At 59.9% G+C, this 24130-nt stretch carries 17 protein-coding genes and 4 pseudogenes; 10 read left to right on the forward strand and 11 right to left on the reverse strand.

Going from position 1 to position 24130, the window contains the following annotated elements; genetic code table 11:
• The first annotated feature begins 239 nt into the window (after positions 1–239).
• From VZF99_RS12510 to VZF99_RS12545, 8 genes are all read left to right on the forward strand, one after another.
• Entirely contained in the window at positions 240–1478 is a 1239-nt protein-coding gene (locus VZF99_RS12510) for a glycosyltransferase family 4 protein (RefSeq protein ID WP_407334928.1), read from the forward strand.
• A complete protein-coding gene (locus VZF99_RS12515) occupies positions 1475–2407 on the forward strand; it encodes an NAD-dependent epimerase/dehydratase family protein (protein WP_407334929.1) in 933 nt (310 codons plus the stop codon). The genes VZF99_RS12510 and VZF99_RS12515 overlap by 4 nt, the downstream gene beginning before the upstream one ends.
• Positions 2404–3432: a polysaccharide biosynthesis protein gene (locus tag VZF99_RS12520; protein ID WP_407334930.1), complete on the forward strand. Its 1029-nt coding sequence runs from the start codon at positions 2404–2406 to the stop codon at positions 3430–3432. Before VZF99_RS12515 ends, VZF99_RS12520 begins: the two co-directional genes overlap by 4 nt.
• The gene (locus VZF99_RS12525; RefSeq protein WP_407334931.1) at positions 3429–4547 is read left to right on the forward strand and encodes an NAD-dependent epimerase/dehydratase family protein; all 1119 of its coding nucleotides are present in this window, start codon (positions 3429–3431) and stop codon (positions 4545–4547) included. Before VZF99_RS12520 ends, VZF99_RS12525 begins: the two co-directional genes overlap by 4 nt.
• Before the next feature lie 5 nt (positions 4548–4552).
• A complete protein-coding gene (wecB, locus tag VZF99_RS12530; protein WP_407336127.1) occupies positions 4553–5677 on the forward strand; it encodes a non-hydrolyzing UDP-N-acetylglucosamine 2-epimerase in 1125 nt (374 codons plus the stop codon).
• A gap of 57 nt (positions 5678–5734) precedes the next feature.
• The gene (locus tag VZF99_RS12535) at positions 5735–7069 is read left to right on the forward strand and encodes a UDP-glucose dehydrogenase family protein (RefSeq protein ID WP_407334932.1); all 1335 of its coding nucleotides are present in this window, start codon (positions 5735–5737) and stop codon (positions 7067–7069) included.
• Between the two features lie 35 nt (positions 7070–7104).
• Entirely contained in the window at positions 7105–7989 is an 885-nt protein-coding gene (locus VZF99_RS12540; RefSeq protein WP_407334933.1) for a glycosyltransferase family 2 protein, read from the forward strand.
• A 1795-nt stretch (positions 7990–9784) separates the two neighbouring features.
• A complete protein-coding gene (locus tag VZF99_RS12545) occupies positions 9785–10594 on the forward strand; it encodes a lipopolysaccharide biosynthesis protein (protein WP_407336128.1) in 810 nt (269 codons plus the stop codon).
• On the opposite strand, the pseudogene VZF99_RS12550 reads toward VZF99_RS12545, so the two are convergent.
• Both VZF99_RS12550 and VZF99_RS12555 read right to left on the reverse strand, forming a co-directional pair.
• Positions 10590–10682, reverse strand: a pseudogene (locus VZF99_RS12550) (hypothetical protein); the annotation flags it as partial. The gene VZF99_RS12545 and the pseudogene VZF99_RS12550 sit on opposite strands and share 5 nt — an antisense overlap.
• A gap of 39 nt (positions 10683–10721) precedes the next feature.
• Positions 10722–12035: pseudogene (locus tag VZF99_RS12555) on the reverse strand (ISL3 family transposase).
• A gap of 297 nt (positions 12036–12332) precedes the next feature.
• Here VZF99_RS12555 and istB point away from each other — a divergent pair.
• Complete coding sequence (istB, locus tag VZF99_RS12560) at positions 12333–13115, forward strand: IS21-like element helper ATPase IstB (RefSeq protein WP_407334934.1); 783 nt, start codon at positions 12333–12335, stop codon at positions 13113–13115.
• A gap of 103 nt (positions 13116–13218) precedes the next feature.
• Here istB and VZF99_RS12565 read toward each other — a convergent pair.
• The 9 genes and pseudogenes from VZF99_RS12565 to VZF99_RS12605 all read right to left on the reverse strand — a co-directional run.
• Positions 13219–13353, reverse strand: a pseudogene (locus VZF99_RS12565) (IS3 family transposase); the annotation flags it as partial.
• A 131-nt stretch (positions 13354–13484) separates the two neighbouring features.
• Positions 13485–15443, reverse strand: a complete 1959-nt coding sequence (locus tag VZF99_RS12570; protein WP_407334935.1) for a right-handed parallel beta-helix repeat-containing protein — start codon at positions 15441–15443, stop codon at positions 13485–13487.
• A gap of 471 nt (positions 15444–15914) precedes the next feature.
• Positions 15915–16451, reverse strand: coding sequence for a transposase (locus VZF99_RS12575; protein ID WP_407334936.1), 537 nt, complete (start codon positions 16449–16451; stop codon positions 15915–15917).
• Positions 16373–17002: a transposase gene (locus VZF99_RS12580; RefSeq protein WP_407334937.1), complete on the reverse strand. Its 630-nt coding sequence runs from the start codon at positions 17000–17002 to the stop codon at positions 16373–16375. Before VZF99_RS12580 ends, VZF99_RS12575 begins: the two co-directional genes overlap by 79 nt.
• Before the next feature lie 192 nt (positions 17003–17194).
• Entirely contained in the window at positions 17195–17347 is a 153-nt protein-coding gene (locus VZF99_RS12585; RefSeq protein ID WP_407334938.1) for a hypothetical protein, read from the reverse strand.
• Between the two features lie 78 nt (positions 17348–17425).
• Positions 17426–18862 (reverse strand): oligosaccharide repeat unit polymerase, encoded by a 1437-nt coding sequence (locus VZF99_RS12590; RefSeq protein WP_407334939.1) that lies wholly within the window; start codon positions 18860–18862, stop codon positions 17426–17428.
• 158 nt (positions 18863–19020) lie between these two features.
• On the reverse strand, positions 19021–20862 hold the full coding sequence (locus VZF99_RS12595; protein ID WP_407334940.1) for a polysaccharide biosynthesis protein: 1842 nt from the start codon (positions 20860–20862) through the stop codon (positions 19021–19023).
• A 47-nt stretch (positions 20863–20909) separates the two neighbouring features.
• Positions 20910–22304 carry a polysaccharide biosynthesis tyrosine autokinase gene (locus tag VZF99_RS12600; protein WP_407334941.1) on the reverse strand — a complete coding sequence of 465 codons (1395 nt, stop codon included), beginning with the start codon at positions 22302–22304 and terminating at the stop codon, positions 20910–20912.
• Between the two features lie 677 nt (positions 22305–22981).
• Positions 22982–23368 (reverse strand): annotated as a pseudogene (locus tag VZF99_RS12605) (Ku protein); the annotation flags it as partial.
• A gap of 110 nt (positions 23369–23478) precedes the next feature.
• Here VZF99_RS12605 and VZF99_RS12610 point away from each other — a divergent pair.
• Entirely contained in the window at positions 23479–24063 is a 585-nt protein-coding gene (locus tag VZF99_RS12610) for an ElyC/SanA/YdcF family protein (RefSeq protein WP_407334942.1), read from the forward strand.
• Positions 24064–24130 lie beyond the last annotated feature (67 nt).

Consider the following 24130-nt stretch of genomic DNA (forward strand, 5'->3'; position numbering starts at 1 on the left):
TGTTGGTCCGCAAATTTCAACCCCATCCGCCAGGCGGCCCAGAGGCTTCGCGACAATCGTAATGCCAGTCGCGCCCTCCGGAGGTAGCCCCCTAGTCACGCCCCCTCCCCGCTCGCCGCCAAATGGCCCTACACTTCGCAAGACAGGGTGAGACGCTGGGCACCCCACAATGCCCGCCAACGTCCGCACCGCCCCGCCGTCAGCGGGACTTACCACCAGAAAGCAGGTCGCAGCGAGACGTGAAAATCGGAATGCTGAGCCACTGGTTCGACCCTGAAGGCGGGGCTGCTGCGGGTCCAGGAACGATCGCGCGGGCGCTCCAGTCGCGCGGCCACCAAGTCGACGTACTAACCGGGTTCCCGATCTACCCTGCAGGCAAGGTTTTCGACGGGTACGACATTCGCCCTTATATGAGGGAGGGAATTCGGGGAACCAACGTCCACCGGGTTCCGATCTACCCGAGCCATGACGACAGCGCCGCTCGACGGATGGCAAATTACCTGAGTTTCGCAGCTTCGTCCACGCTCGCAGCGCCTGCCGTACTGAGAAATTCGGAAGTAGTTTTTGTTTATTCATCGCCCGCCACCGTCGCGACTGCAGCAGTCCCGCTGCGAGCACTGAGAGGGACCCCCTATGTCCTTCAGATCCAGGACCTCTGGCCAGATACGGTAACCTCAAGCGGCTTCGTTGGTAACTCGACCGGCTCTAAAATGGAGAAGATTCTTCATGCGTACTGCAATATCGTCTATAAGAATGCTGCCCACATTGCAGTGATCTCACCGGGAATGGTTAACCTGTTAGTAGATCGGGGCGTGCCGGTTGATAAGATCAGCGTCATTCCGAACTGGGCTGAAGAAGGGTCGTTTCGTCCGGTTCCGCGAGACGCTGAGTTGGCCAACGACCTTGGGATTCGACGGAATTTTAATCTCATGTATGCGGGCAATCACGGCGAGATGCAGAACCTTGATGTCCTCATCAGATCGGCTGAGCTCCTTCGGTCTCGAACGGACATTGGCATCGCTCTAGTTGGTGACGGCGTGCGCAAGGACGCACTGAAGCGACACGTACACGAACTGGGCCTCGACAACGTGACGTTTGTGGACCCGCAACCTTTCGAACGAATGTCAGATATTCTCGCCCTGGCCGATACACAGCTAGTGTCGCTCAAGGACGTCCCCCTCTATCGAGTCACGATGCCCAGCAAGGTCCAGGCCAACATGGCTGCACAACAGCCAATCATCGCAGCGGTAGCCGGGGACGCGGCGGCTGTCGTGGAACGCGCGAACTGCGGCTTGACGGTGCAGCCAGGAAACCCTGACTCCCTTGCAGCTGCGATTACACACATGGCCGACTTGCCTCCGGCGTCGAGGGCTGCCATGGGGCATCGGGCGAGAGATTTTTATCTAGAGGAGTTTTCTGAAAAAGCGGCCGGAGACGCGCTAGTAACGATGCTGGAACAACACCGGAAGCGTCGGTGAGCCCATTGTCCAGTGTATTGGTATTAGGTTCCACCGGTTTTGTAGGTTCAGCCGTATGTAGTGCACTCGAAGCAAACGGCCATGTGGCACATCGAATAACAACCCCCCGAATAAACCCAGCTACGATGCTGCCGGAATCTGAAAACGCAATGACCGAGTTACTCAAGGCAGCGGCTCGGTGCCAAGCAGTTATCAATGCCGCTGGCGTTCCCGACGCAACTGGCACCAGCACAAGTTTGCTGATGGCTGCTAATAGTTCCCTTCCAGGCTTGTTGGCAGATGCATGCTCAGCTGCTGGTGTGAGATTTGTCCACGTAAGCAGCGCGGCCGTTCAGGGTAGAGCCCCCGCCCTCGATTCAAGTTCTACTACCCGGCCTTTTTCGCCGTACTCTGAGTCAAAAGCCGCAGGAGAATCGAACGTCCTTAAGTTCAAGAACACCGTGATCTACCGACCGCCAGGCGTCCATGGCGCAGACAGGCAAGTCACCAAGACAATTGCGCGCCTAGCCCGATCTCGGTTTGCGACCGTAGCCGCAGATGGGTCAAACAACAGCGCCCAGGCGCTTATCGAGAACGTCGCCGATGCGATCGCGTATCTCGCCACTTGCGAGCAAACTCCTCCAAGGATCGTTGCACACCCTTCTGAAGGTCTGACGACTAGAAGTTTGCTGGAGAACCTTGGGGGAAAAAAGCCTATGGTCCTCCCCAGATCATTTGCGCGCGTCACTGTGGCATTGGGTTTTGCAGGCGGCCGGGTTCTGCCGTCCCTGCTCGGCCATGCTCGTCGCCTGGAGATGCTGTGGTTTGGGCAGTACCAGGCTGTTAGTTGGTTGACCCAGGCAGGATGGACGGCCAAGAAGGGCCCAGAAGCATGGCGAGAACTTGGCCGTAGACTTGCCGAAGACACAGACTGGAAGGACACTGAATGATCTCCCTCACCGGAGCTACAGTCGCGATCACCGGAGGGACAGGATCGTTCGGGTCGACCATGGCCCAACACTTGCTCGCCCTCGGGGTGGACCAGGTGAACATCTTTAGCCGTGACGAGGCGAAGCAGGACGAGATGCGATCCAAGATGGACGAGCCTCGCCTTAAGTTCTTTATCGGGGATGTGCGTGATCAGGAGAGCGTGGAGAGCGCGTTCGTCGGGGCCGACTTCGCGTTCCATGCCGCAGCCCTCAAGCAGGTCCCGTCGTGCGAGTTCTTCCCTGACCAGGCGGTCAAGACCAACGTCGATGGCAGCCGCAACGTCATCAACGCCGCCCACAAGCAAGGCGTCAAGTCGCTCGTCTGCCTATCCACGGACAAGGCCGTGTACCCGGTCAACGCGATGGGCATGTCCAAGGCTCTCATGGAGAAGACCGCGCAGGCATTCGCCCGCAACAACCCCAAGTCCGAGACCACGGTGTCTATCACCCGGTACGGCAACGTGATGTACTCACGCGGTTCCGTAATTCCACTATTCGTCCGGCAGATCCGTGAGGGCAAGCCGCTCACCCTCACAGAGGGCTCCATGACTCGGTTCCTCATGAGCCTCCAGGAGTCCGTCGATCTTGTTGAACACGCGTTCTTTCACGCCGAGCCCGGCGACCTGTTCGTCAAGAAGGCTCCGGCCTGCACAGTCGACACGCTCGCTCGGGCCACCGCCCTCGTCATGGGCATTAACGAGCCAGAGATAGTCAAGATTGGCATGCGCCACGGCGAGAAGATGTACGAGACGCTGCTCTCGCGTGAGGAGATGGTCAAAGCCACCGATCAGGGCAACTACTTCAAGGTGCCGCTTGATGCCCGCTCTCTCCAGTACTCGGTCTACGAGGACGAAGGAGATTCCGGCGCCCGCGAGGCCCGGGACTTCGATTCAAACAACACCGAGCAGATGACCGTCAAGGACACGGCCGCGATGATCACGGCACTGCCAGAAATTCAGCAGGTCCTGGCGGAGGTCAATAGATGAAGATCGTCATTACCGGTGCCGGCGGTTTTCTCGGCTGGCACACACGCCTCCGCCTCGCAGCGCTGACCGACCACGAGGTTCACCCCGTCACCCGGGAAAATTGGTCAGATCTCACCGACCTCGTCGCAGACGCGGATGCGGTTATCCATATTGCGGGAGTCAACCGAGCTGATAGTGACGACGCCGTGGAGCAAGGCAACATCCAGCTCGGTGCCGATCTCGCTGCTGCCGTTACCGCTTCCGGCCGGGCCCTTCGAGTCGCCATGGCTGGCACCATTCAGGTGGAGCGTGACAACGCTTACGGTCGTGGCAAGCTGGCCGCCCAGAATCAGATCGCTGAGGCCACCCGCGCCCTCGGCGGACACTTTGTCGACGTTCGTTTGCCCAACCTTTTCGGCGAACACGGAGCTCCCAATTACAACTCCTTCGTCGCCACGTTCGTCAAGTCCGTCATCAACGGCGAGACCCCGCAGATCAATGACAATCCCGTGGAGCTCCTCCACGCCCAGGATGCGGCAGAGTACCTGATGGACGCCCTCGACACCACGGAGGACATGCTCCGGCCCACCGGTGAGCTCACCGGTGTCGTTGCGGTGTGGGAACTCCTGCAGGAGTTTCATCGATCGTATGTACCGATCGGCGAGATCCCTGACCTCAGTTCGAAGTTCCGGATCGACCTGTTCAACACCTATCGAACCGGACTCTTCCCCGAGCATTATCCGATTTCTCTCGTTCCACACTCGGACCCGCGTGGCTCATTTGTGGAGACGGTCCGCTGCCGTGGCGGCGAAGGCCAGTCCTCCTTCAGCACCACTGTTCCGGGGATCACCCGCGGCGAGCATTACCACCTGGCCAAGATCGAGCGATTTGCCGTCATCCAGGGCAAGGCACGCATCAGCCTTCGAAAGATGTTCGAGGACGATGTCCTGGACTTTGAGGTCTCCGGTGAGCCGCCGGTCGCGATCGACATGCCGGTGGGATGGGTTCACAACATCACCAACACCGGCGACGACGTGTTGCTCACACAGTTCTGGAGCCACGAACTCTTCCGCCCGGACGCACCTGACACATTCGCGGAGCCCGTCCGCCGCACTGCCAAGGAGTCAGAGCAGTGAAAATTATGACCGTCGTGGGCACCCGCCCTGAACTCATCCGTTTGGCCCGTGTCATCCATCGCCTGGATGCGACCGCCGGAATCGATCACGTCTTGGTTCACACCGGCCAGAACTACGACTACACCCTCAACCAAGTCTTCTTCGATGACCTGGGGATTCGCCAGCCCGACCACATGCTCGGCGTAGATACGTCCAGCCTCGGCGCCGTTCTCGGTGGCACGTTGATCGCTGCAGAAAAGGTCATGCGGGATGAGTCGCCCGATGCCGTGCTAGTCCTCGGTGACACGAACTCCTGCATCGCGGCCCTCATGGCTCGCCGAATGCGGATTCCGACCTATCACATGGAGGCGGGTAATCGCTGCTTTGACCTAAACGTGCCGGAGGAGACCAACCGGCGCATGGTCGACCACGTGTCCGACTTCAATCTCGTCTACACAGAGCACGCCCGCAGGAACCTCCTGGCCGAAGGGCTGCATCCCCGCCGAATACTAAAGACGGGTTCGCCGATGCGGGAGGTGCTCAACGCTTACCGCGGACAGATCAATTCCTCCACGGTCCTGGCCGACAAGGGGCTTGAGGAGGGCAAGTACTTTCTCGTTTCAGCTCATCGCGAGGAGAATGTGGACTCCCCCGGGCGCCTTCAGATGCTGCTCAATTGCCTGACCGCAGTCTATGCTCACTACGGCCTCCCGGTATTCGTCTCCACCCATCCTCGTACCCGTAAGCGGCTCGAGGCACTACCGGACTGGTCGGAACCGGAGGGCATTACCTTCTCCGAACCGCTTGGGTTCCACGACTACAACAAGCTTCAGCTCTCCGCAGCCTGCTGTCTGTCGGACTCCGGAACCATCGCTGAGGAGTCGTCAATTCTTGGCTTCCCCGCTGTCACGCTCCGCGATTCGATCGAGCGACCCGAGGCCCTGGACACCGGCGGCATCTTGATGACCGGGCTTCACGCAGATGACGTGGTCACAGCGGTTCAGGTCGCCCTTGATTCCGGCTACACGCGAGACGGTGTGAGCTACCTCACTCCCGATGACTACCTTAACGACAATACCTCAGAGCGAGTGGTGAAGTTCATACTCTCGACAGCCCGCCGCCATCACTTGTGGGACGGGATTCGAGTCTGAGGCGCTCAGCGACCAATCCGTCTCCTCTAGCTACCTACTGATTAGGACCTACAGAAAATGCGTATGACCGTGTTTGGGACTGGGTACCTCGGCGCCACCCACGCCGCCTGCATGGCGGAGCTGGGTCATGAGGTGCTCGGGGTGGATATCGACGAGAACAAGATCGATCGGCTACGGCGGGGCGAGGTGCCCTTCTACGAGCCGGGACTGCCGGAGATTCTCCTTCGGCATGTGGAGTCCGGCCGGCTGCGGTTCACCACCGACTACGCCGAGGCTGCCGAGTTCGCTGACCTGCACTTCATCGGCGTGGGCACACCGCAACGCAAGGGCGAGTTCGCCGCCGACACCTCACATGTCGAGGACGTGGTGGCGCGGCTGTCCCCGCTGCTGACGCGAGACGCGGTGCTGGTCGGCAAGTCGACGGTCCCCGTGAGCACGGCGGTGCGGCTGCAGGGGATCGCCGACTGGCACGTACCCGGTGGGGTCCGGGCCGAGGTGGTGTGGAATCCGGAGTTTCTGCGTGAGGGATTCGCAGTCCGGGATACGTTGACGCCGGACCGGATCGTGATCGGCCTGCCAGGTGGTTCGGAGGAGCAGAGTCTGGCCCGCGATCTGGTGGAGGAGGCGTACGCGCCTATCCTCGAGTCGGACCCGTGCCCGGTGATCGTCACCGACCTGGCCACCTCCGAGCTGGTCAAGGTCAGTGCGAACGCTTTCCTGGCCACCAAGATCAGCTTCATCAACGCAGTGTCCGAGGTGTGTGAGGCTGCCGGTGCCGATGTGACGGTGCTGGCCGACGCGATCGGGATGGACCCGCGGATCGGCCGGAAGTTCCTCGGCGCCGGGCTCGGGTTCGGTGGGGGTTGCCTACCCAAGGACATCCGCGCCTTCATGGCACGTGCCGGGGAACTGGGCGCGGATCAGGTCATGACGTTGCTGCGGGAGGTCGACTCGATCAACATGCGCCAGCGGCAGCGCTTGGTCGATCTGACGGTAGAGGCGTGCGGCGGAACCCTGCTGGGGCGAACCGTCGCAGTACTAGGCGCGGCGTTCAAGCCGAACTCCGACGACGTGCGGGACTCCCCGGCCCTGAACGTGGCCGGGATGCTCTCGCTCAAGGGCGCCAGCGCCGTGGTCTATGACCCGCAGGCCCTGGACAACGCTCGGGCGCTGTTCCCGACCCTGACGTACGCAGATTCCGCATTGGCCGCCTGCGAGGGCGCCGACGTGGTGCTGGTGGCCACCGAATGGTGCGAGTTCGTGCAAACGGACCCGGCCACCGTAGCCACTGTTGCCCGTGGCCGGATCCTGCTCGACGGCCGCAACTGCATGCCCGCGGACCGTTGGCGCGACGCCGGCTGGACCTACCGCGCCCTAGGCCGCGGAATTTGATCGAGTACCGACCCCGACAAGGATTGTTCCGACCAATGAAGTTTTCTCTTATTTGTCCAGTCTATAACGAAGAATTGTTTCTGAACGACATGCTGGCCAGCCTAGTGGCGCAAACGCACCAGGACTGGGAGGCATTACTCATCGATGATGGCTCCACGGATAACTCGGCATCAATAATAGAAAACTGGGCAGCAAAGGACGACCGAATAAAGCCCGTGTCACTAAGGGTAAAGCTGGGGAAAGTACATGCTTTCAACCTAGCGTTCTCTAAATCTACCGGGGACTTAATTTGCCATGTTGGTGGCGACGATTTCTTGACCCCAAGTTCCCTTACCGACCGAGAGTCCGCCTTCCGAGAGGCAGACCCATTCGCAGTCGTATTCGCAAAACTACAGGTTATCGATCAAAACGGGGCAGCAATATCGTCGCCCATACCGCGAGGACAATACGGCAGCCAATCCAGCCCTGGAGCAACCTATTCACGCGCTCTAGCAAACCTGATTTTTCCTATCCCTACAGATTTGCCATCTGAAGACATATGGTTAGGAAACGCTGCGGCAGGATGCGCGCAAAGCGTTATACACTTACAGACTCCAGTCATTTTCTATAGAATTCATTCCAACAATTCTAATCCACGCCACAAGTCATTCGACGAAATGACCAAGGCCATCCACTCGCGCTACCAAGCCCTAGATCTCCTTCTCGAATCAGATCTGCCCCTATCAGAAGCATCCCGTAAAAAACTGCAGGCATTCGCCGCAGCCGAACAACTTCGGTACGCTAGGCAAACTTTGAAGATTCTCTGGTGCAAGGATCTACCTTTAATCGACCGTGTCGCAATCTCGTCTATGTCAAATCCCGCACTTTGGCGCATCCGCCAAAAACTAGGTGTGGCGGCGACTGGGTGGCGCGGAAAGTGATCCCACTCAACGACATCAAGACCTACTATATGCACACTCTGCGCTCTTACAAACGCCTTCAACCAGATGTCGGCCTCAATGGATTGGGTGTTGAATAATGCGTCGAAACGAACCAGCAACGATATTCGCGCACCTAAGCGGCCATGCCAGGAACGTTGGCGACTCCGCGCTCAGGCGCGAATATCTGAGTTCGCTCCGCTCCACCAATCGGAGTTTGGTAATTTGGACTGGAACGCCAAAATCTGGTTACACAGCTGGGCTAGGATTAACCGAGCACGACACCGAATACTCGAAATTTATTAGGTGGTACTTAGCCGCCCTAAATTCGGCATGGCGCGGTCATTCCTGCATCGCACTCAATGCTGGTGAGTACACGCTATCTCCGCGCTATATACTAATAAATCTCTTACTGCTTCCGCTTTGTCTCATTACCAGGATCCGTCGAGGAACGGTTCTGTGGCTCGGCGCGGCGGTTCCCGAAGTTAAACTTGGCAGGACTTGGATCTATGCGGCTCTAGCAAGAATGGCATCACTCGCGAAATGGCGCGATATTCATACTCCGAAAATTATGCCAACATCAGAGACAATGCCGGACTGGGCGTTTAAAGTCTGTTCGGGATTGGCTGACTCAAACCGTGATTTACTGACCGTGTCGCTTAGGGGAGATCGCAGCAAGCCAGACTTAGAGTGGGTGACTGAAGTTCGAACGACTGCGGATAGACTCGGCCTTAAAGTCGCGGTCGCCTGCCAAGTGAAAGAGGATATGGATCTGAGCCGCGATCTGGCGACCGCGCTAGATGCGATACATGTCGGCTGGAATTCCGATAACCATTACAACCAAGAGTTCCAGGTCCGAAGCATATATCGACGTTCTGCTCTTGTAATCAGTGATCGACTTCACTGCCTCATCATGGCGGCAACGGAGGGTGCTGCGCCAGCAGCATGGGGCCCAACTGCCAGCATAAAGATTGCTAGACACCTCCCCCACCTTGGATTCACCTGGGTGTCGCCGCCCGCTTCGGGCCCATCCGCTGCGCTGCGTACTCTTTCACCCAGCGTAATTTCCAACCTATGTGTCGAGACGTCCGCTATCGTTAAACGTCTCCAAGACGAGCTGCGGGCGGTTGACCTAGAAATCAGCCGTTCACTTCGAAAGTGACTGATGGGTACAGATAGTCGATCCTATTCGAGAGGCAAATGCGGCCTCCACTACCTCGCAAATCTGCAGCGCAACAACATGTCTAGACCGGCGGGTTAACAAGCACAAGCCGCTGCGCCATGGACCAAGATGGTGAGCGCCTCGAGAGGCAGCTAGATGATCAGAATAATTAATTCAATGATCAACAGTCGACCTACGTCTTCGATAACGGTGGCTGCAATTATAGGACAGCTATTCAGCCTCGCAGCCATCCCGATAGTGTCTCGACAATACTCACCAGCTGATGTTGGGTACTTCTCCGCTTGTCTTGCAATTGGTTTCATTGCAGCAAGTGTCGCTACGGCTAGAATTGACCGTGCGGTAACACTTCCGAAAGACGACCGGGATGCTGCAATTTTCGCTACCGGGGGACTGCTAATCTCCATTACACTCATAGCGATCGCCACTTGCGTCTACTGCACTATAGTATTCTCCTTAGATTTCAGTTTTGTCCACCTCTGGTGGGCAATCCCTTGTCTAACTCTTGCCATTGCATGGGGAACTATATTGCTCCAGTTTAGCGTTAGGCAACGAAACTACACCGTGGTCTGCTCACGAAATATTCTTCAACCATCTGTTACAGCCTTGCTGCAGGTGATGCTTGGCGCTTGGACAGCTTCACCGGTGTCGTTGACAGCTGCGGCATCCATCGGTCGGATTTTCGGATTAGTTTCGCCGGCCAAGGCGATCCACACCGATCTTCAACCAGTTAAAATCGACGAGTTCATCGATCGCCTCGGCAATCTAATTTGCAGATATAGGCGAGTTTTGACTCTCGGAACTGTAGCTGGACTGCTAAATACTGCTTCACTACAGATTGCGATCCCAATAGTTTCGGTACTTTTTAGTGGGACGGACGCAGGCCAATTCGCAATGGCCCAATTGGTGCTAGGTGCCCCCTTGGTGCTCGTAGGCACTGCCGTGGGTCAAGTATTTCTAGGAGATTTTGCTTCCGACATCCGTAATGGATCGGGAAAATCGAACCTGCTATTTCGCAGAACTTCATTATGGCTATGTGCCGGTGCGCTGGCAATCGGAGCGGTGGTCGCGCTCTTTGCACGGCCGCTATTCCCCCTAATCCTTGGCGACCAATGGGAACACGCGGGCATACTTGCAGTCGCAATGGTGCCACTCCTTGTCACGCGGTTCGTAGCAGCCCCGTTGGCCCAGACCTTAATAGTGCTCGAACGTCAGGGGACCCAGCTCGCACTTGATGCACTACGATTGTCCGGGATTTTCGGAACATTCTTTTTCTGCCACTTTACAGATCTTGGTATCAGCGTGGCCGTGTTCGCGTATTCGGCATGGTCAGCGTTGTGTTACCTCGCTCAATGGACCCTATGTCGCCACGCGTTGAATCGTCATGTCGAACACGAAGCTGTCCAAGGCTCGCGAAGCACCCAGTAGCGACTGTTCGCCGCTTACCTCGCACAATGCCGGCAATACCGCAGATGCCCATTAGGCGGGCGACCTGGTCGCGGCCGACGTCGCGACCACGGCGGCGCAGGCAGTGCCATAGCCGGCTCTTCCGGATTCAGAGTGCATTGATCCGATCCCGCAGCTGTCCGGAGTGGATTAGTGACCGCAAGATGTAGTGCTTGAGGTTCCGGAAGCCCAGGGCGATTCCGCGGAGGTGTTCGAGCCGGCCGTTGATGGCCTCGACGGGTCCGTTGGAGGCGCCCACGTCGAAGTAGGCGAGGATCTCGCGGCGGCGCTTCCATAGCGACCGGCCCAGCTGGGCGAGCTCGGGCAGCTCCGTTGGCACACCGGCCCGGATCGACTTGAGGAGCTTGTACATCGCGATCTTGCCCTCCCGCTTGCCCGAGGCCTCGTAGGCGGCGATGAGCCGCTGGTAGACGCCGTAGGTGGCCTCCACCGCTAGGTGCGCGTCATTGGCCGTGAACGCCTTGAACAGGCGGACCTTCTGCTTGTCGGTCAACAGCTCAGCGCGGGTGCGCAGGATGCGACGGATCCCGTACAGGGGGTCACCGGCCCGTCCCCGGTGCCCGGTGGTGGCCTGCTGGATGCGTTGGCGGCACACGGTGAGCTTGTCGGCGGCAAGATGCACGACGTGGAACGGATCCATCACCGTCCGTGCTTCGGGGACGGCTTTGGCCGCGGCGGTGTGGTAGCCGGCGAACCCGTCCATCGTCACCACCTTGACTCGATCTCGAAACACCTGGTCGCGGGCGTCGAGCCACTCGGTGAGCACCTTCGCCGAACGCCCCGGGACCATGTCCAGCAGGCGCGACGGGCCAGTGCCGTCCACGACCGGGGTGAGGTCGACCAGCACGGTGACGAACGCACTGCTGCCGTCGCCGCGCACGTGCTTCCACTTGTGCTCATCGACACCGAGAACGCGGACGCCATCGAAGTGTCCGGGCTGCTCGTAGACCATGGCGCGAACCTCCGAGACCGCCAGGTCATTGACCAGATCCCACCCCAGCCCGAGGGCCTTGGCGACCGCGGACACGCTGGTGCGGTCGATCGCCAGACGCTGCAGGATCCAGCGGCTGCAACGGCGGGTTGTCTTGGCCCTCGGCTCAGCCAACGCCGGCATCCGCTGCTGGAAAATCCTCGTAGCGCACTAGGTGTTGTCGCAGGTAAAACGCGGTACCCGCACATGCAGCCTCGTGGGGTGACCCACGATCGGTAGATCCGTGACCTTCCGCTGGACGTGGTCTCGCAGGCGCCCCGCCATCCCGCACTCGGCGCAGATCGGGTCCAGTGTGACCGGGGCGCAGAACAGGTGCGTGAGCTCGTCGGCCACAGCGGCGTCAGTGATGGTCACCCCGAGCTCGACGGTGCGGCAGATGGTGTCGGCAAGCAGGCTGGCGGTAGCGTTCAGAGCGGGTCCTGGGGATGCGAAGTGCTGGTGTAGGAACTTGCATCTTCACACGCCCCAGGACCCCTACATCTTGTGCCTCACCGCATCACCGGCGAACCCCAGCTACGCACTCCGGATCCGGAAGGGCCGGATTGCTGCCGCGGCCGGACGATTCGCCGACGGCGACGTCGCAGCAATCGTCCGGCACCTGGCCACCGGCGCGACCGGTGCGGACCTGGTCATCGCCGACGAAGCCCACTCCGTACAGCCCGGCACAGGAGCCTGGGCCGGCTTGGGCACCCGAGAGGACACCGCCCGATGAGCACACCGACCACCACGCCAGCGGTGCCACTGCCCGAGGACCTGACCGCGGTACTCAAACGAATGCGCATGCCCTACCTGCGGGCCGCCGCCCCCGAGGTCCTGGCCACCGCCCGAGCCCAACGCTGGGACCCCACCGAACTGCTGCGGGTCCTGCTCGCCGAGGAGATCCGCGGACGAGACGAGGCCACCAAAGCCGCCCGCCGCAAGACCGCCGGACTCCCCGCCGGCAAGACGTTCGACTCCTGGCGCGAAGCCGACTCCTCCATCCCCGCGCCGACCCAGTCAGCGCTCGCCGGACTGGAATGGGTCCACCGAGCCGAGAACCTCGCCATCAGTGGCCCCTCAGGCACCGGAAAGACACACTTCGTCGAGGCCCTGGCCCACAACGTCATCGACGCCGGCATGCGGGTCTCCTGGTTCACCCTCGAATCACTGACCGAAGCCCTGGCACGCGCCAACGTGGACGGCTCCGCCGGCAAAGTCATCGCCCGCATCACCAGGGCTGAACTCATCGTCGTCGACGACATCGGGATGTTGCCCGCAGGTCAAGCCGCCGCAGAGGCGTTCTACCGCCTGGTCGATGCCACCTACGAACGCCGCAGCCTGGCGGCCACCAGCAACCTACACCCCGCAGGATTCGACACCTTCATGCCCAAAACCCTGGCCACCGCCGCCGTGGACCGACTCCTGCACCACGCCCACGTCATCATCACCGAAGGCACCTCCCTCCGGCTCGCCGAAGCCACCGCCGGCAAAGGGGTGGTCCCATTGCACTAACCGACCACCAGGGAGATCAACTGACCGCGCACAGGGAGATCAGCTGTCCGCGAGCAGGGAGATGAACTGACCGCCCACAGGGAGATCCCAATGTCCCTTGACACGGGTTCACGCCCAGCAGTGACCCGACGTGGGTGCGAGCGGCGACCTTGGAGCACTGCGCATCCGCCAAGTGCTCCTAATACATCCGGACCGCCCGCTCCCGGGTCTCAGCGTCGAACTTTCGTGGTGCTGCCATGGGTTCCAGTCTTCCTTGTTAGATCGGAACCCTCCGATGGATCCAGTGCGATTCAATTCGTCGCACACGGACTCGCTGCAGGTGAATACGGCGTGAGCCGGCTTGAACGCCGAGCTGCCTATAATCGGCAGTTACAGGACGATGTAGTGCCAGCTGTGCAGTCCTGCGCCGAGCCCCGACCCGGTCGCCGAGACCAAGAACTGGGTGGTGCTCATCGACGTTGGGAACACTGCCACGCTGTTCGCTGCGGCTGCTGCCGCTGTTGATCCGGCCATCAGCATTATTGCCCTGGGGTTCTCGCGCCGCACCTGCGAGAAGGTTACGGCGCAGATGCCGCCGGGGCTGCCACCATTGCCCGGGGTGACTTCTATGACGCCCGCGTTGTCGGTGCCGGTGATCTTGGCCGTGGCTCCAGCCCCCGCTGCCGAACCAACGACGATGGTTGGTGTGCCGACGCCCTGATCTACTACCGGGGTCCACCAGGCTGCACCGGCGTCGCGGGCAATCCATAGTGTGTTCTCCCGACCGTCCGTGCGTCGGTAGGTGGTGCCCGGTTCGCCGGGGGTTATTACCCCAAGGGGGGAGCCGGCGCCGAACAGCTGCCCGGTAGCTTTCGCAATTTGACCCCATTGGATTGTCGCTGATCCGGAGACGATGGTGTTAGTCGAATCGTATGCGAAGTGTCCGATGTTCCTGGCCGAGGTGTCTGCCCCGACCCACATTGCCCTGGTGGCGGCGTCGAGCGTGTTGCCGCTCATCTTCACCACCTTCGCTCCCCGCATGTTTATCGCGGCCGAGGTGGATGTTTGCTTCACCGTGTTCCCGGTCAAAGTGAACGTGGCACCGGTGGAATCTGCGTCGTGGAGGTTGATGCCGATGCCGTTGCGGGCGTTAACGGTGTTGTTGGCGATGGTGAACTGTCCCTCGATAGTGTTCTGGAACCGCATCCCGTTCTCGGACCCGGTAGTGCCGTCCGCCGAGCCATCGATAATGTTGCCGAGGATCGACACGTTCCGGGCGTTGCGGACGTAAACGCCGATCCCCGACCCAGAAATAACGTTGCCCTCCACGACCACGTTGTCGGCCAACGAGCCTTGCGCACCGATCACAGCGATGCCGTGCTGCTTCGAGGCGACCGACAGCCCTCCGGGGTTGGCGATAATGTTGTTGGCGATGACCCCGCGGGGTCTCTGGTGGGTGTAGGCGTGGTAGCCGGGAGCGTAGGAGATCGCACCTTCGGAGGAGATGTTCTTCGAGGAGTAGATGCCGTCCACGATCGTGTTGCCGGTGATGATCGTGTCTTGGGCGGACTTCGCAGAGATGGCGCAGAAGCCGCACTTTTCGAAGTAATTCCCGATGGCACGTAACTGACCGGCCGCCGGGTAAGTGTGGATTGGGGAGACGTCGTTGCCGAAGGCGTTCAGACCGTACCCGTAGAAGTGATTACCGATGGCTTCGACGGTTGATAAATTTCCCGACCCGTCGGCGATTCCGGCGGGTCGAGTGGCGACGAAGATGCCGCCCGGGTTCGCCCCGTCCACCGAAGGGGACCTGTCGAATCGGGCGCGGTTGTGGTTGAATCGAATTAGGCCCTTTGCCCCGACCTGACCGGAGGTCACGTCGAGAAGAGTAGGGTACTGGCCGCTGATGCCGGAATGTTCCGCTTGGTCGGTGAACTCACAATTAGTAATCTGGATGTAGCCGCCGAACTCCCGCGCTTGCAAGGGGGTACGAGAGACGCGGGTGAAGTGCACCCCATCAAAGATGACCTCTTTACCCGTCTGGACTTGGCCGTACACGATCGAGGGGAATGCAGTCTGGAGGTGGCGCTGACCGTCGATGGTGCCGCCCCGGATGCGCAGGTAGTCGCCATCAAACTGAATCATTCGGTTGGTGGCGGTCGGAGCCTTTTTAACAAGAGTTGCCCCGGAGTCCAACAGAAAGTCCGCCCGGCCAGTGACCGTGAGGTATCCCAATAGGTACCGGCCTGCCGGAACTGTGATGATGGCTCCGTTCGCGGCGGCGATAGCGGCTTCGAACGCCGCGGTGTCGTCGGTGACACCGTCGCCGACTGCACCGAGCGCAGTCACGGTTAGGTCCTGCGCAGGAGTGGGGCTTTGGGCCGACGCTGATCCGGCTGCGAGGCCTGCAACGCTGCTCGCTGCAAATGCCCCGCCGAGAACGGAGAGGACGGAGCGGCGACTCATTCTCTCAGAAGGCAGTGCCGACGCAGCGTCGGAGGAAGAATCCGAGTGAGAGACCGTGAAGTGGGAGTTTATCGGAGGCATCGGTGGCCCCTTTCGGATTCGGCGTGCGTTGCGGGGTTTGCTGACGTCGTGGCGAGACGTAGAAGAAAGGGCCCTGAAGCCGTGTAAAGATGCAGGTTCCTACATCAGGCATCCGACACCCAGCTACGAACGCTACCGCCAGCCCGCTTTGAGGCTCTATCTGCCGCACCGTAGAGCTTTGAGTCGCAACTACTGTGCGGGGATCGCTAAATTTACCCACTTGATCTACCCGCCAGCGGCCCTGGTTCCTGGTGCTCCTATGTCAAGTCTTCGTTAAGCGGCCGTCTGGAGAGCAGCGTTTGGAGCTTGCGGTGCTGCAGGTGGAGGAGGTGACGTGGCGTCGAGCACGACCCGTGTTTCGTCTGCCCGCATCGCTGCGAACACCCGATCGGATGGGCGGCGGCGGAGTAGGCGCAACGCCTCGGTGCGGGTCTTGCCGGAGGCGATGAGCTTGTCGTAGTAGGCGGTACCTTCTGCGCCGAGTCGCAGCTGGGTCACCGCGGCCATGTGCAGCGCGGTATTGATGCGCCTGTTGCCGCCCCGGGACAGTCTGACGCGGACCTTGTTGCCCGACCAGACGGGAATTGGGGCGGTGCCGTTGAAACGGGCGAAGGCGTCTTTGGACTTGAACCGCCTGACCCCGGCGGTCTCCCCGATAATTGTGGCCGCGCCGAGAACCCCGAGGCCCGGGACCTCGAGAAGACGTGGGTGATCCGCACGCACCAGCTTGGTCAGGCGGCTCTCGATCTCATTGATCCGCCGCGTGAGCGACCGAATGTCCTCCAGGAGATCCCGGGCAATCTCGGCCACCCCCCGGTGTGTTCGTAAAGTCGTGCGATCAGCTCATCCAGCAAGTGGTAGCGACGCAGTGCCCGGGACGGTATCTGCAGGTCAGGATCAATCTCGTGCAGGAACCAGCGGACCTTGGACTGCATTGCGGTACGGCGCGAGACCAGGCTACGACGGTGGTCGGACAACAGCTTGATCTCCCGCGCCGGGCCGGGCAGCTCGGCCGTCGGTAGGTCATCTTCGCGCAGAGCAACGCGTGCAACGGGTTCAGCGTCGATCGGATCAGACTTGCCGAGTTCACGACCCGAACGGCGCATACCTGCCATCAACCTGGTGTGGACTCGCACCACCTTGTGCCCTGTATCGAGCAGGTCAGCTTCCAGACGACGGGTCAGATGCCGGCAGTCCTCGACCGCAATGCAGACGCCGTCGAACTGCTCGAGCCACGCCATGATCTTCTGATGCCCAGCAGCCCGAGCCTCGACCGTGAGGACATCGAGTCTCTTGCCGACCTCGTCGACCGCGACGAGCGTGTCCCAATTCTTGTGGGCATCAATTCCAATGACAGTCATCGCCGACCTCCTGATGTTGCGTGCAGTACGGCACCGCCGTTCGAGATCGGGCACGCCTCAGTGGGGCAGGACGAGCGAGCAAGCTCCTATCAGGCCACGACCTCCAGCGGCGGTGCTAGCTCGGCGGAGCGGCACATCGGGGACAAGCCACCTACGGCAGCGAAGAAACGAGCCAACTCCACCGAGCCACTCTCATTCTGGTACTGACGCGAAGAAAATCGAGACCCTGCGCATGATCTCCAGGTCCTCGGTCAGCCGTCGGTTCTCGGCCTTCAGGCGCTTGATCTCGGCTCTCTCATCGGTGCTGACGCCGGGCCGGCCGCCGGCATCGATGTCGGCCTGCACAGCCCACCTCCGGACCATTCCCTTGCCCAGCCCAAACGGCGGCCCACCTGGTCGTAGCAGGCCGTCAGCGACCCGGACTCACCGCGGTGCTCGGCCACCATCCTCAACGCCCGCTCCTTGACTGCGGGATCGGGCCTCTTCCGCATACAACCATCCTCCTCGACTCGAAAGGGAGGCGGCGGGGAACCTGGGGCAATTCAATCTGCTGGACGCTTGACGCCTCTCTAATATGCCCAGTATCCAAAGAAAACCAAACGTCACAGCACCGAAATTGAAAAGGAACATGGGGCTGCCGGTGCTCCATACGCCAGCGATAACACTTACACCTGCGTATCCAACCGCCTCCAAAGAATTCACCTCCTGGTGCTTATTAAACTGATTGACCAACAAGCGCGCCGCTACCGCGAGAACAGCGGGCACCGCCACGATCCCAATCCACCCAAAATTATGGAACACGGAAAGCCACACAGAGGGGGGAGCCGTACCCCTGTCGGTGCCGAACATTACCTCGTAAATCTCGAAAGATAGGGTTGACCCCGAATACCCCGGCAGAATTCCCCGGAACGAGTCGAGCCACTCGCGACCATTCTGTATCGGCAAGTCTTTGATGTAATGAAATGCTATAAGTGCAGTTTCCTGACTGACAACAAAGAACCTTGACATCGCCGTACTGGCTACAACCCAGACTTGTTCGAACGCGCCCTCGGCAAGATCTAAACGTTCTGTATCTCGACCGAGAAAAAACGTCGAAAGCAAAAACATCGAAAAAGCCGCAATTCCCCCAAGTGGAGCCCATCTCCTAAACAGCGACGGCGAAACATAAAAGACAAAAACGACGACCACGCCAGCTGCATAGACAAACGCTGCGCGTTGCCCAGTTCCCAACAGAGCGAATACGGTTATGATCACCAAGGAAGCGCTAGTCAGGAATCGAAACTTTGAACCGCGTACGTACATCCAGTGAATAATCACGGCCGAAGTGGCTGGCAACAGGATATTCTTGAACTGGTTTACATAACCCGGGAAAAGATAGTTGTCTTGAGAATAAGTATCGAAACGCCTACTCGCTACATCCTCCACGAGTCCGTCACCCCTGAGGGACGCCATCATCGAATCAAAGAAAACATTGTATCCAACGGCGATGTAGTATGCCGAAACAACTGCTATCGAAAGCAGGCAAAGTCCGACAACGAGAACGCGTCTCCTCGTAGGAACCACAACGACTTTTGACGCAGTCGATATGTTCTTGCCGGTCTGATTACGAACCGCACGCTTTGACATGAGCCGCATCGCAAAGCTCGTGAAACAGTAGATGAAAAATGGCAAACACAGAATGACCACATATTGGTCGTTTCCGGGAACATTGATGTCAAGTAACGCTAGGCCACTCACCGTAAATATGCCCTGGACGATAGCGAAAATATAGTCTAGGTTGAAAAATCGCTCCGACGAGTTTTCAACAAACAAAAAGCCAGCTAGCGTAGACAGGGTAGCTATAATAAGTACTACCGTCATCCTACTCAGCCCCGAATATCTGGAAAACAAAGACGTTAACTGAAGCATCGAGCTCTTGGTTCAATTTCACTGCCCGCACCTGCCTGAGTCTAATGAGAGAAGCGCACACGTAGGATGCACAGATCCGACCCACCGACGCTCACCGTCAATCCGGTACGTTACTCATAGGACCACTTAACCAACCACCTTCTGACCACTGAATCACCGGCGTCGCTGCTACGTAGTTCTGCCAGCTTCATCAAGGGCGGAACTCTCACGACCGAGAGCGCTTCGTGCAACTCGCCGGTCACCGGGACTTCACTATCATCGAATAACTCTTCACTAAGCTTCTCGTTCTGACGAAGCCCAGTATACACAATGTTTATGTCTTTGCCGGACTGTTCAATCAGAGTGCGTGCGACTTCCGCAATTTTTACAGGAACACCCATATCCAGAACAAGAGTGTCACCAGAAGCGCCAACGACCGCGGATTGAAGTACGAGTTGACAAGCCTCGGGAATGGTCATGAAAAATCGCGACACATCGGGATCAGTAACAGTCACCGGACCGCCATCTCTAATCTGCTTTTCAAAAACTGTCAACACCGACCCGCGCGACCCCAGAACGTTTCCGAACCTGACTGAAACGTACTTTTTGTCTCCAACTACTTGAATTGCGCGCGCTGCGGTAATCCTCTCAGCGATTCTCTTACTCGTGCCGAGCGCCGAACAGGGATTCGCCGCCTTATCAGTCGATATGTTTACGAAAGTCTCTACGCCATACGTCTCAGCGGCATCTAGCAGATTCTGTGTACCCAGCACATTTGTCTTCAGGGCCTCAAGTGGGTATGACTCCAATAGTGGCATATGCTTAAGCGCTGCCGCATGGAAGACTATCTGCGGTCTACGCTCGTCGAATATCCGCATAATCGCTCCGCGGTCACGGATAGAAGCTAGCAGAGTATCGTCTCCATCCAACATTGCTTGATCGTTGATCGAAAGCTGAACTGCATGCAGCCCAGACTCATCTCGATCCAGCATCATCAACTCAGAAGGCCGGAACCTGCTTATCTGGCGGCATAACTCCGATCCGATAGACCCCCCGGCGCCGGTCACCATGACACGCTTACCGCGGAGGTACTCAGCGATCTGAGTCTGATTGAGCTGCGCTGGCTTACGACCGAGAAGATCGTTCACATTGATTTCTCGAAGCTCATCGGCAGTGACCCTGCCCTTCATCATGGAATCGAGGGGGGGCAGCACCAAGACATGCAACCCAGCAGCCTCTGCCCGGTCGCGAATATCGATAAGCTCCTCACTGGGCAAACTTGGAACCGCGAGAAGTAAGGTTGTGGCGCTAGTCTTTCTAGCAAGCTCTTCGAGCTTGTCGCGCCCACCGTGCACTCGAACGCCCTCGATCACCATGTGGCGCTTGTTGGCGTCGTCGTCGAGAATACCCACAGGATTGAGCTGCGACACTTCAGAACGTCGCAGTTGCCGTACGAGCTGGAGGCCGCCGTCTCCGGCGCCAAACACGAGTGCGCGCTCCGCGTCCTTGGTCGCTCCAGCGCCGAACAATCTCTTCCGTCGCACCAGCGACCTAAGGACCAGTGCACCAAGGATCGTAAATGCTCCAGTTACGATCGGCGTCGACCGGGGAACTCCGTCGTATTGGCCAGTCAGAATATGACCAAGGAACACAACAATTGCAGCCGCAGAAAAGACAAACGTCACGACACTGGACTCCAGCACGCTGCCGGGCACGTACCGCCCACGATACAGCCCAGTAAGCCACCCGATAACCCAGGAAAGCGCGATGAGTGCGCCGAGGATCAGATAGAAACGTCCCATCCCCAGGGACCGAGCGAGTTCGTCCACTGAAAAATCGAATCGCATCCACAGCGATACGATGAACATGCCTGTCCATATGACCGCATCGACGACAAGCCACTGTGAAGTACCGAGCCCGATGGATCGACGACCCTTTTTTCTATCCTTGTCGAAGCGAGCGTCTGCAGTCATCTCAAGTCCTCCCGGAGGTAACGAGCGCTTTCGGCTGAAGCGCGCACTCAAGACTCCTCAGTCGTCGAGGACTTCTTGGACGAGTAGTAGTACGAATCGTAGTAGCCACTAGAGCCCTTCTTGGCCGGCTTGTTTGCGACCGTCACCATGCCCAGAAGAGTTGCGTCTGCCTTCTCCAAGTTGTCCACGGCATGGCCGACCTGGTCGCTGGTCGTGCGATGCGAACGCACCACAAGCAAGGCTCCATCGGTGATCCTGGCGAGGAGAGCACCGTCTGTCACAGGAAGCAACGGCGGCGAATCGATGATTACGTAGTCGTACTCCGCGCGCAGATCTCCGAAGAGTTGTCGCGCGACCTCCGACGCGAGTAGTTCGGAAGGATTGGGCGGCAGTGGACCGCACGCCAGCAAGTCAACTCCGTCATGTCGCGTTTCCTGCACGACATCGGCGAACTCGGCCTGGCCCGAGAGGATATTGGTCAGACCCACCTTGTCCGGCATGGACATGTAGTTAACCACCAGTGGCCGGCGGAGGTCCGCCTCTACGAGAAGGACCCGGTTGCCCGATTCGGCGAGCGCAATTGCGAGATTGACTGCCGTCTCGGATTTACCCTCGGTCGCCACCGACGAGGTCAACACGAATACCCGTGGGGGGTTATCAACGTTGAGGAACTGAAGGTTGGTTCGCAGTCGCCGGAAGGACTCTGCTGCCGGTGAGTGTCCTTCACGAAACGGCACAATATGCTCGGCACCCCTCTCCTTGTCCTCCTTCTTACGGAACGGAATCGATCCCACCACGGGCTTGCCCGCGAGCCCCTCTAGTTGTTCGTTCGACTTGACCCTGCGATCAAGCGTGTTGACTAGCAAGACCAAACCAACGCCAGCGAGCAGACCAAGGACGAGACCGATCGCCACGTTTTGTTCAGTCTTAGGTGCCACGGGATCGGTAGGCATAGCGGGAGGATTGACTACGGTGAGCTTGGCCAGTGCGGGCCCGCCACCATCCGGGGTCTCGAGTCCGTTGATCGCCTCTGGGAGGACCTCGCCGAAGCCCTGCGCCAGCTGCAATGCGCGCTGGGGGTCAGAATCCGTCACAGCGATATTGAGAAGAACCGTCTTCGCGTCGGCAGTGGCTGTGGTCGCGCTCGCCACCTGATCCGCGGTGAGATCAGCCGCGGCAGCGTCCACCACCTGCTGGGTAATGTCCGTGCTCTTGACTAGCGCGGCGTACGACTGCACACGCTGCTGTGCACCCAGCGAGCCCTGGTAGGCAGCAGCGGCGCTGTCGCCCGCTGCCACGGTCACGTAGAACTGGACTTTCGCCTGGTAAGTGGGGGTGGTGAGCAGACTCACCCCCAGCCCAAGAAGCCCGCCGATGAGTGTGGCCGCCACGATGACGATCCAGCGGGCACGGAGCACGGACAACAGTTCCCGCAGATCCACTCCAGGGTCCTTTCCTTGAGGCCAGTCACACGGAAGCGACCCGGTTCAGCGGACGCGAATCGGGTCAGACGCTGACACTACTTTGCTGAGGACCGTCTCAACACTCGTCGTTCGCACGATTAACATGGATTCACTTAAACGGATCACGGGGCGGCCCGCTCGTTCATGCGCGTTCTCAGTCGGCTATGTGGTCTCGTCCCCGAAAGACGCCGACCCCGCCGCCGCTGACGAACGCTTGTTGTCGCGACACTTTCCCTGCGGGTACGGCGATTGCGGGCATGTCCGACGCCAGCGCAGAACTCCACCCCTGGGCCATCTTTTCCGCGCCAGTCGACGCAATAATAGTGGTGGCGGGCCTAGGGACTGCCGGGCCGGTCTCGCCCGGCATCACGCTGAGATTGGGGTGAGGGGCCGCATCTTCTTGACCTGGCCGCGAGAGTCTTCTGGGCGACCCGCAATCGCTGTCGAGTCCACCTGCGCCGCCACGCCCGTCCTCGCACTCGACGGGCGGGGCATCGAGATCTAGCGCTTTGCTCCCGACGCCGACACCACCAAAGTCGAACCCATTTCCGCCACCCAGATGGCCCACAGCCGGGGGTGGAAGCCACTCCTTGTCGTCGTCATCTTCGCAGCGTCGGCGTCTTCTCGGTCCTCGACCTTGGACGCCTCTCCCCCGGCGGCCGGACCTTCGCCTCCTTCTCCAGGCCCTCCAGGATCGCCGGGCGGATCTCATCCGACCACAGCAACGTCTGCAGCAGCAGCACGTCCATGTACACCCGCAGCGCACACAGCCGGGTCCGGTTACGCCGCGTGAACGTTCAGATCGCCAACCGGTCCGTCGACTCCAGCGCCTCGCGCATGAGCACGTACGCCCGGTTCGATCGCGACGCCGGCTCCAGGAAATAAGCGTTGTCGAAGGCCACCGGATCCACCTGGTCCGCCGGGACGAACTCGGTCACCTCGATCTCGTGGGACTTCTCCACCGGCAGGCTGGCCAGGCCCTCCTTGGTGAGGATGACCATCTCGCCATCCTCGGACTCGTACGCCTTGGCGAAGTCGGAGAACCTCCTCGCCCGTCTAGATGAATCACATGGGATGAGTACGCGACAGACAGGGGCCCGGGGCAGCCGGACGCCGGTGCCCCCGGCTGGGAAGGCCTCCGTAGCCTGTATCCGTGAGACCACGCTCCCGACGCCGCCGCATCATCGTGGTGCTGGCGCTCGTCCTGGTGGTGGGTCTAGTAGTCACCGGTCTGATCGCGGCGCGGGCCGTGCTGTTTCCGCAGGTCGACTCGCCGGAGCGGGTCGATGCGATCGTGGTGGTGGCCGGCTCCCACGACGACCGCTACGTCTACGCCCGCAGCCTCGCCGAAGAGGGCGTGACCGACCACATCCTCGTCTCCCAGCCGCCGAGCGGGACCGGCCGCTACGCCGCCGCAATCGACTCCTACTGCGCCTCCACCCCGGTGCTTGCCCGCGACGGTCGTCGGATCGACGTCGAGTGCTTTGCCCCCGACGTGGACACCACCGAGGGTGAGACCACCGCCGCCACCCGCATCGCCCGCGAGCGCGAGTACAGCTCACTGCTGGTGGTGACCTACTGGGGTCACGTGTCGCGAGTGCGGATGTACTTCGAGCAGTGCTTCGACGGAGCCATCTACGTGACCGACACGCCCCGGCCGCTGTCCAAGTCGAGGAAGGACGCCTTGCTGCACGAGACGGGTGGCTACCTCAAGGCGTTCATCAAGCCAGCCTGTTGAGCGTGTGTGCGTCGCGGCACGTAGCCGCCGGGAGTGGCGGACCGACGGGGCACTGGGCAGAAAGCTG

Source organism: Dietzia kunjamensis (assembly GCF_045689975.1).
Classification (GTDB): domain Bacteria; phylum Actinomycetota; class Actinomycetes; order Mycobacteriales; family Mycobacteriaceae; genus Dietzia; species Dietzia kunjamensis.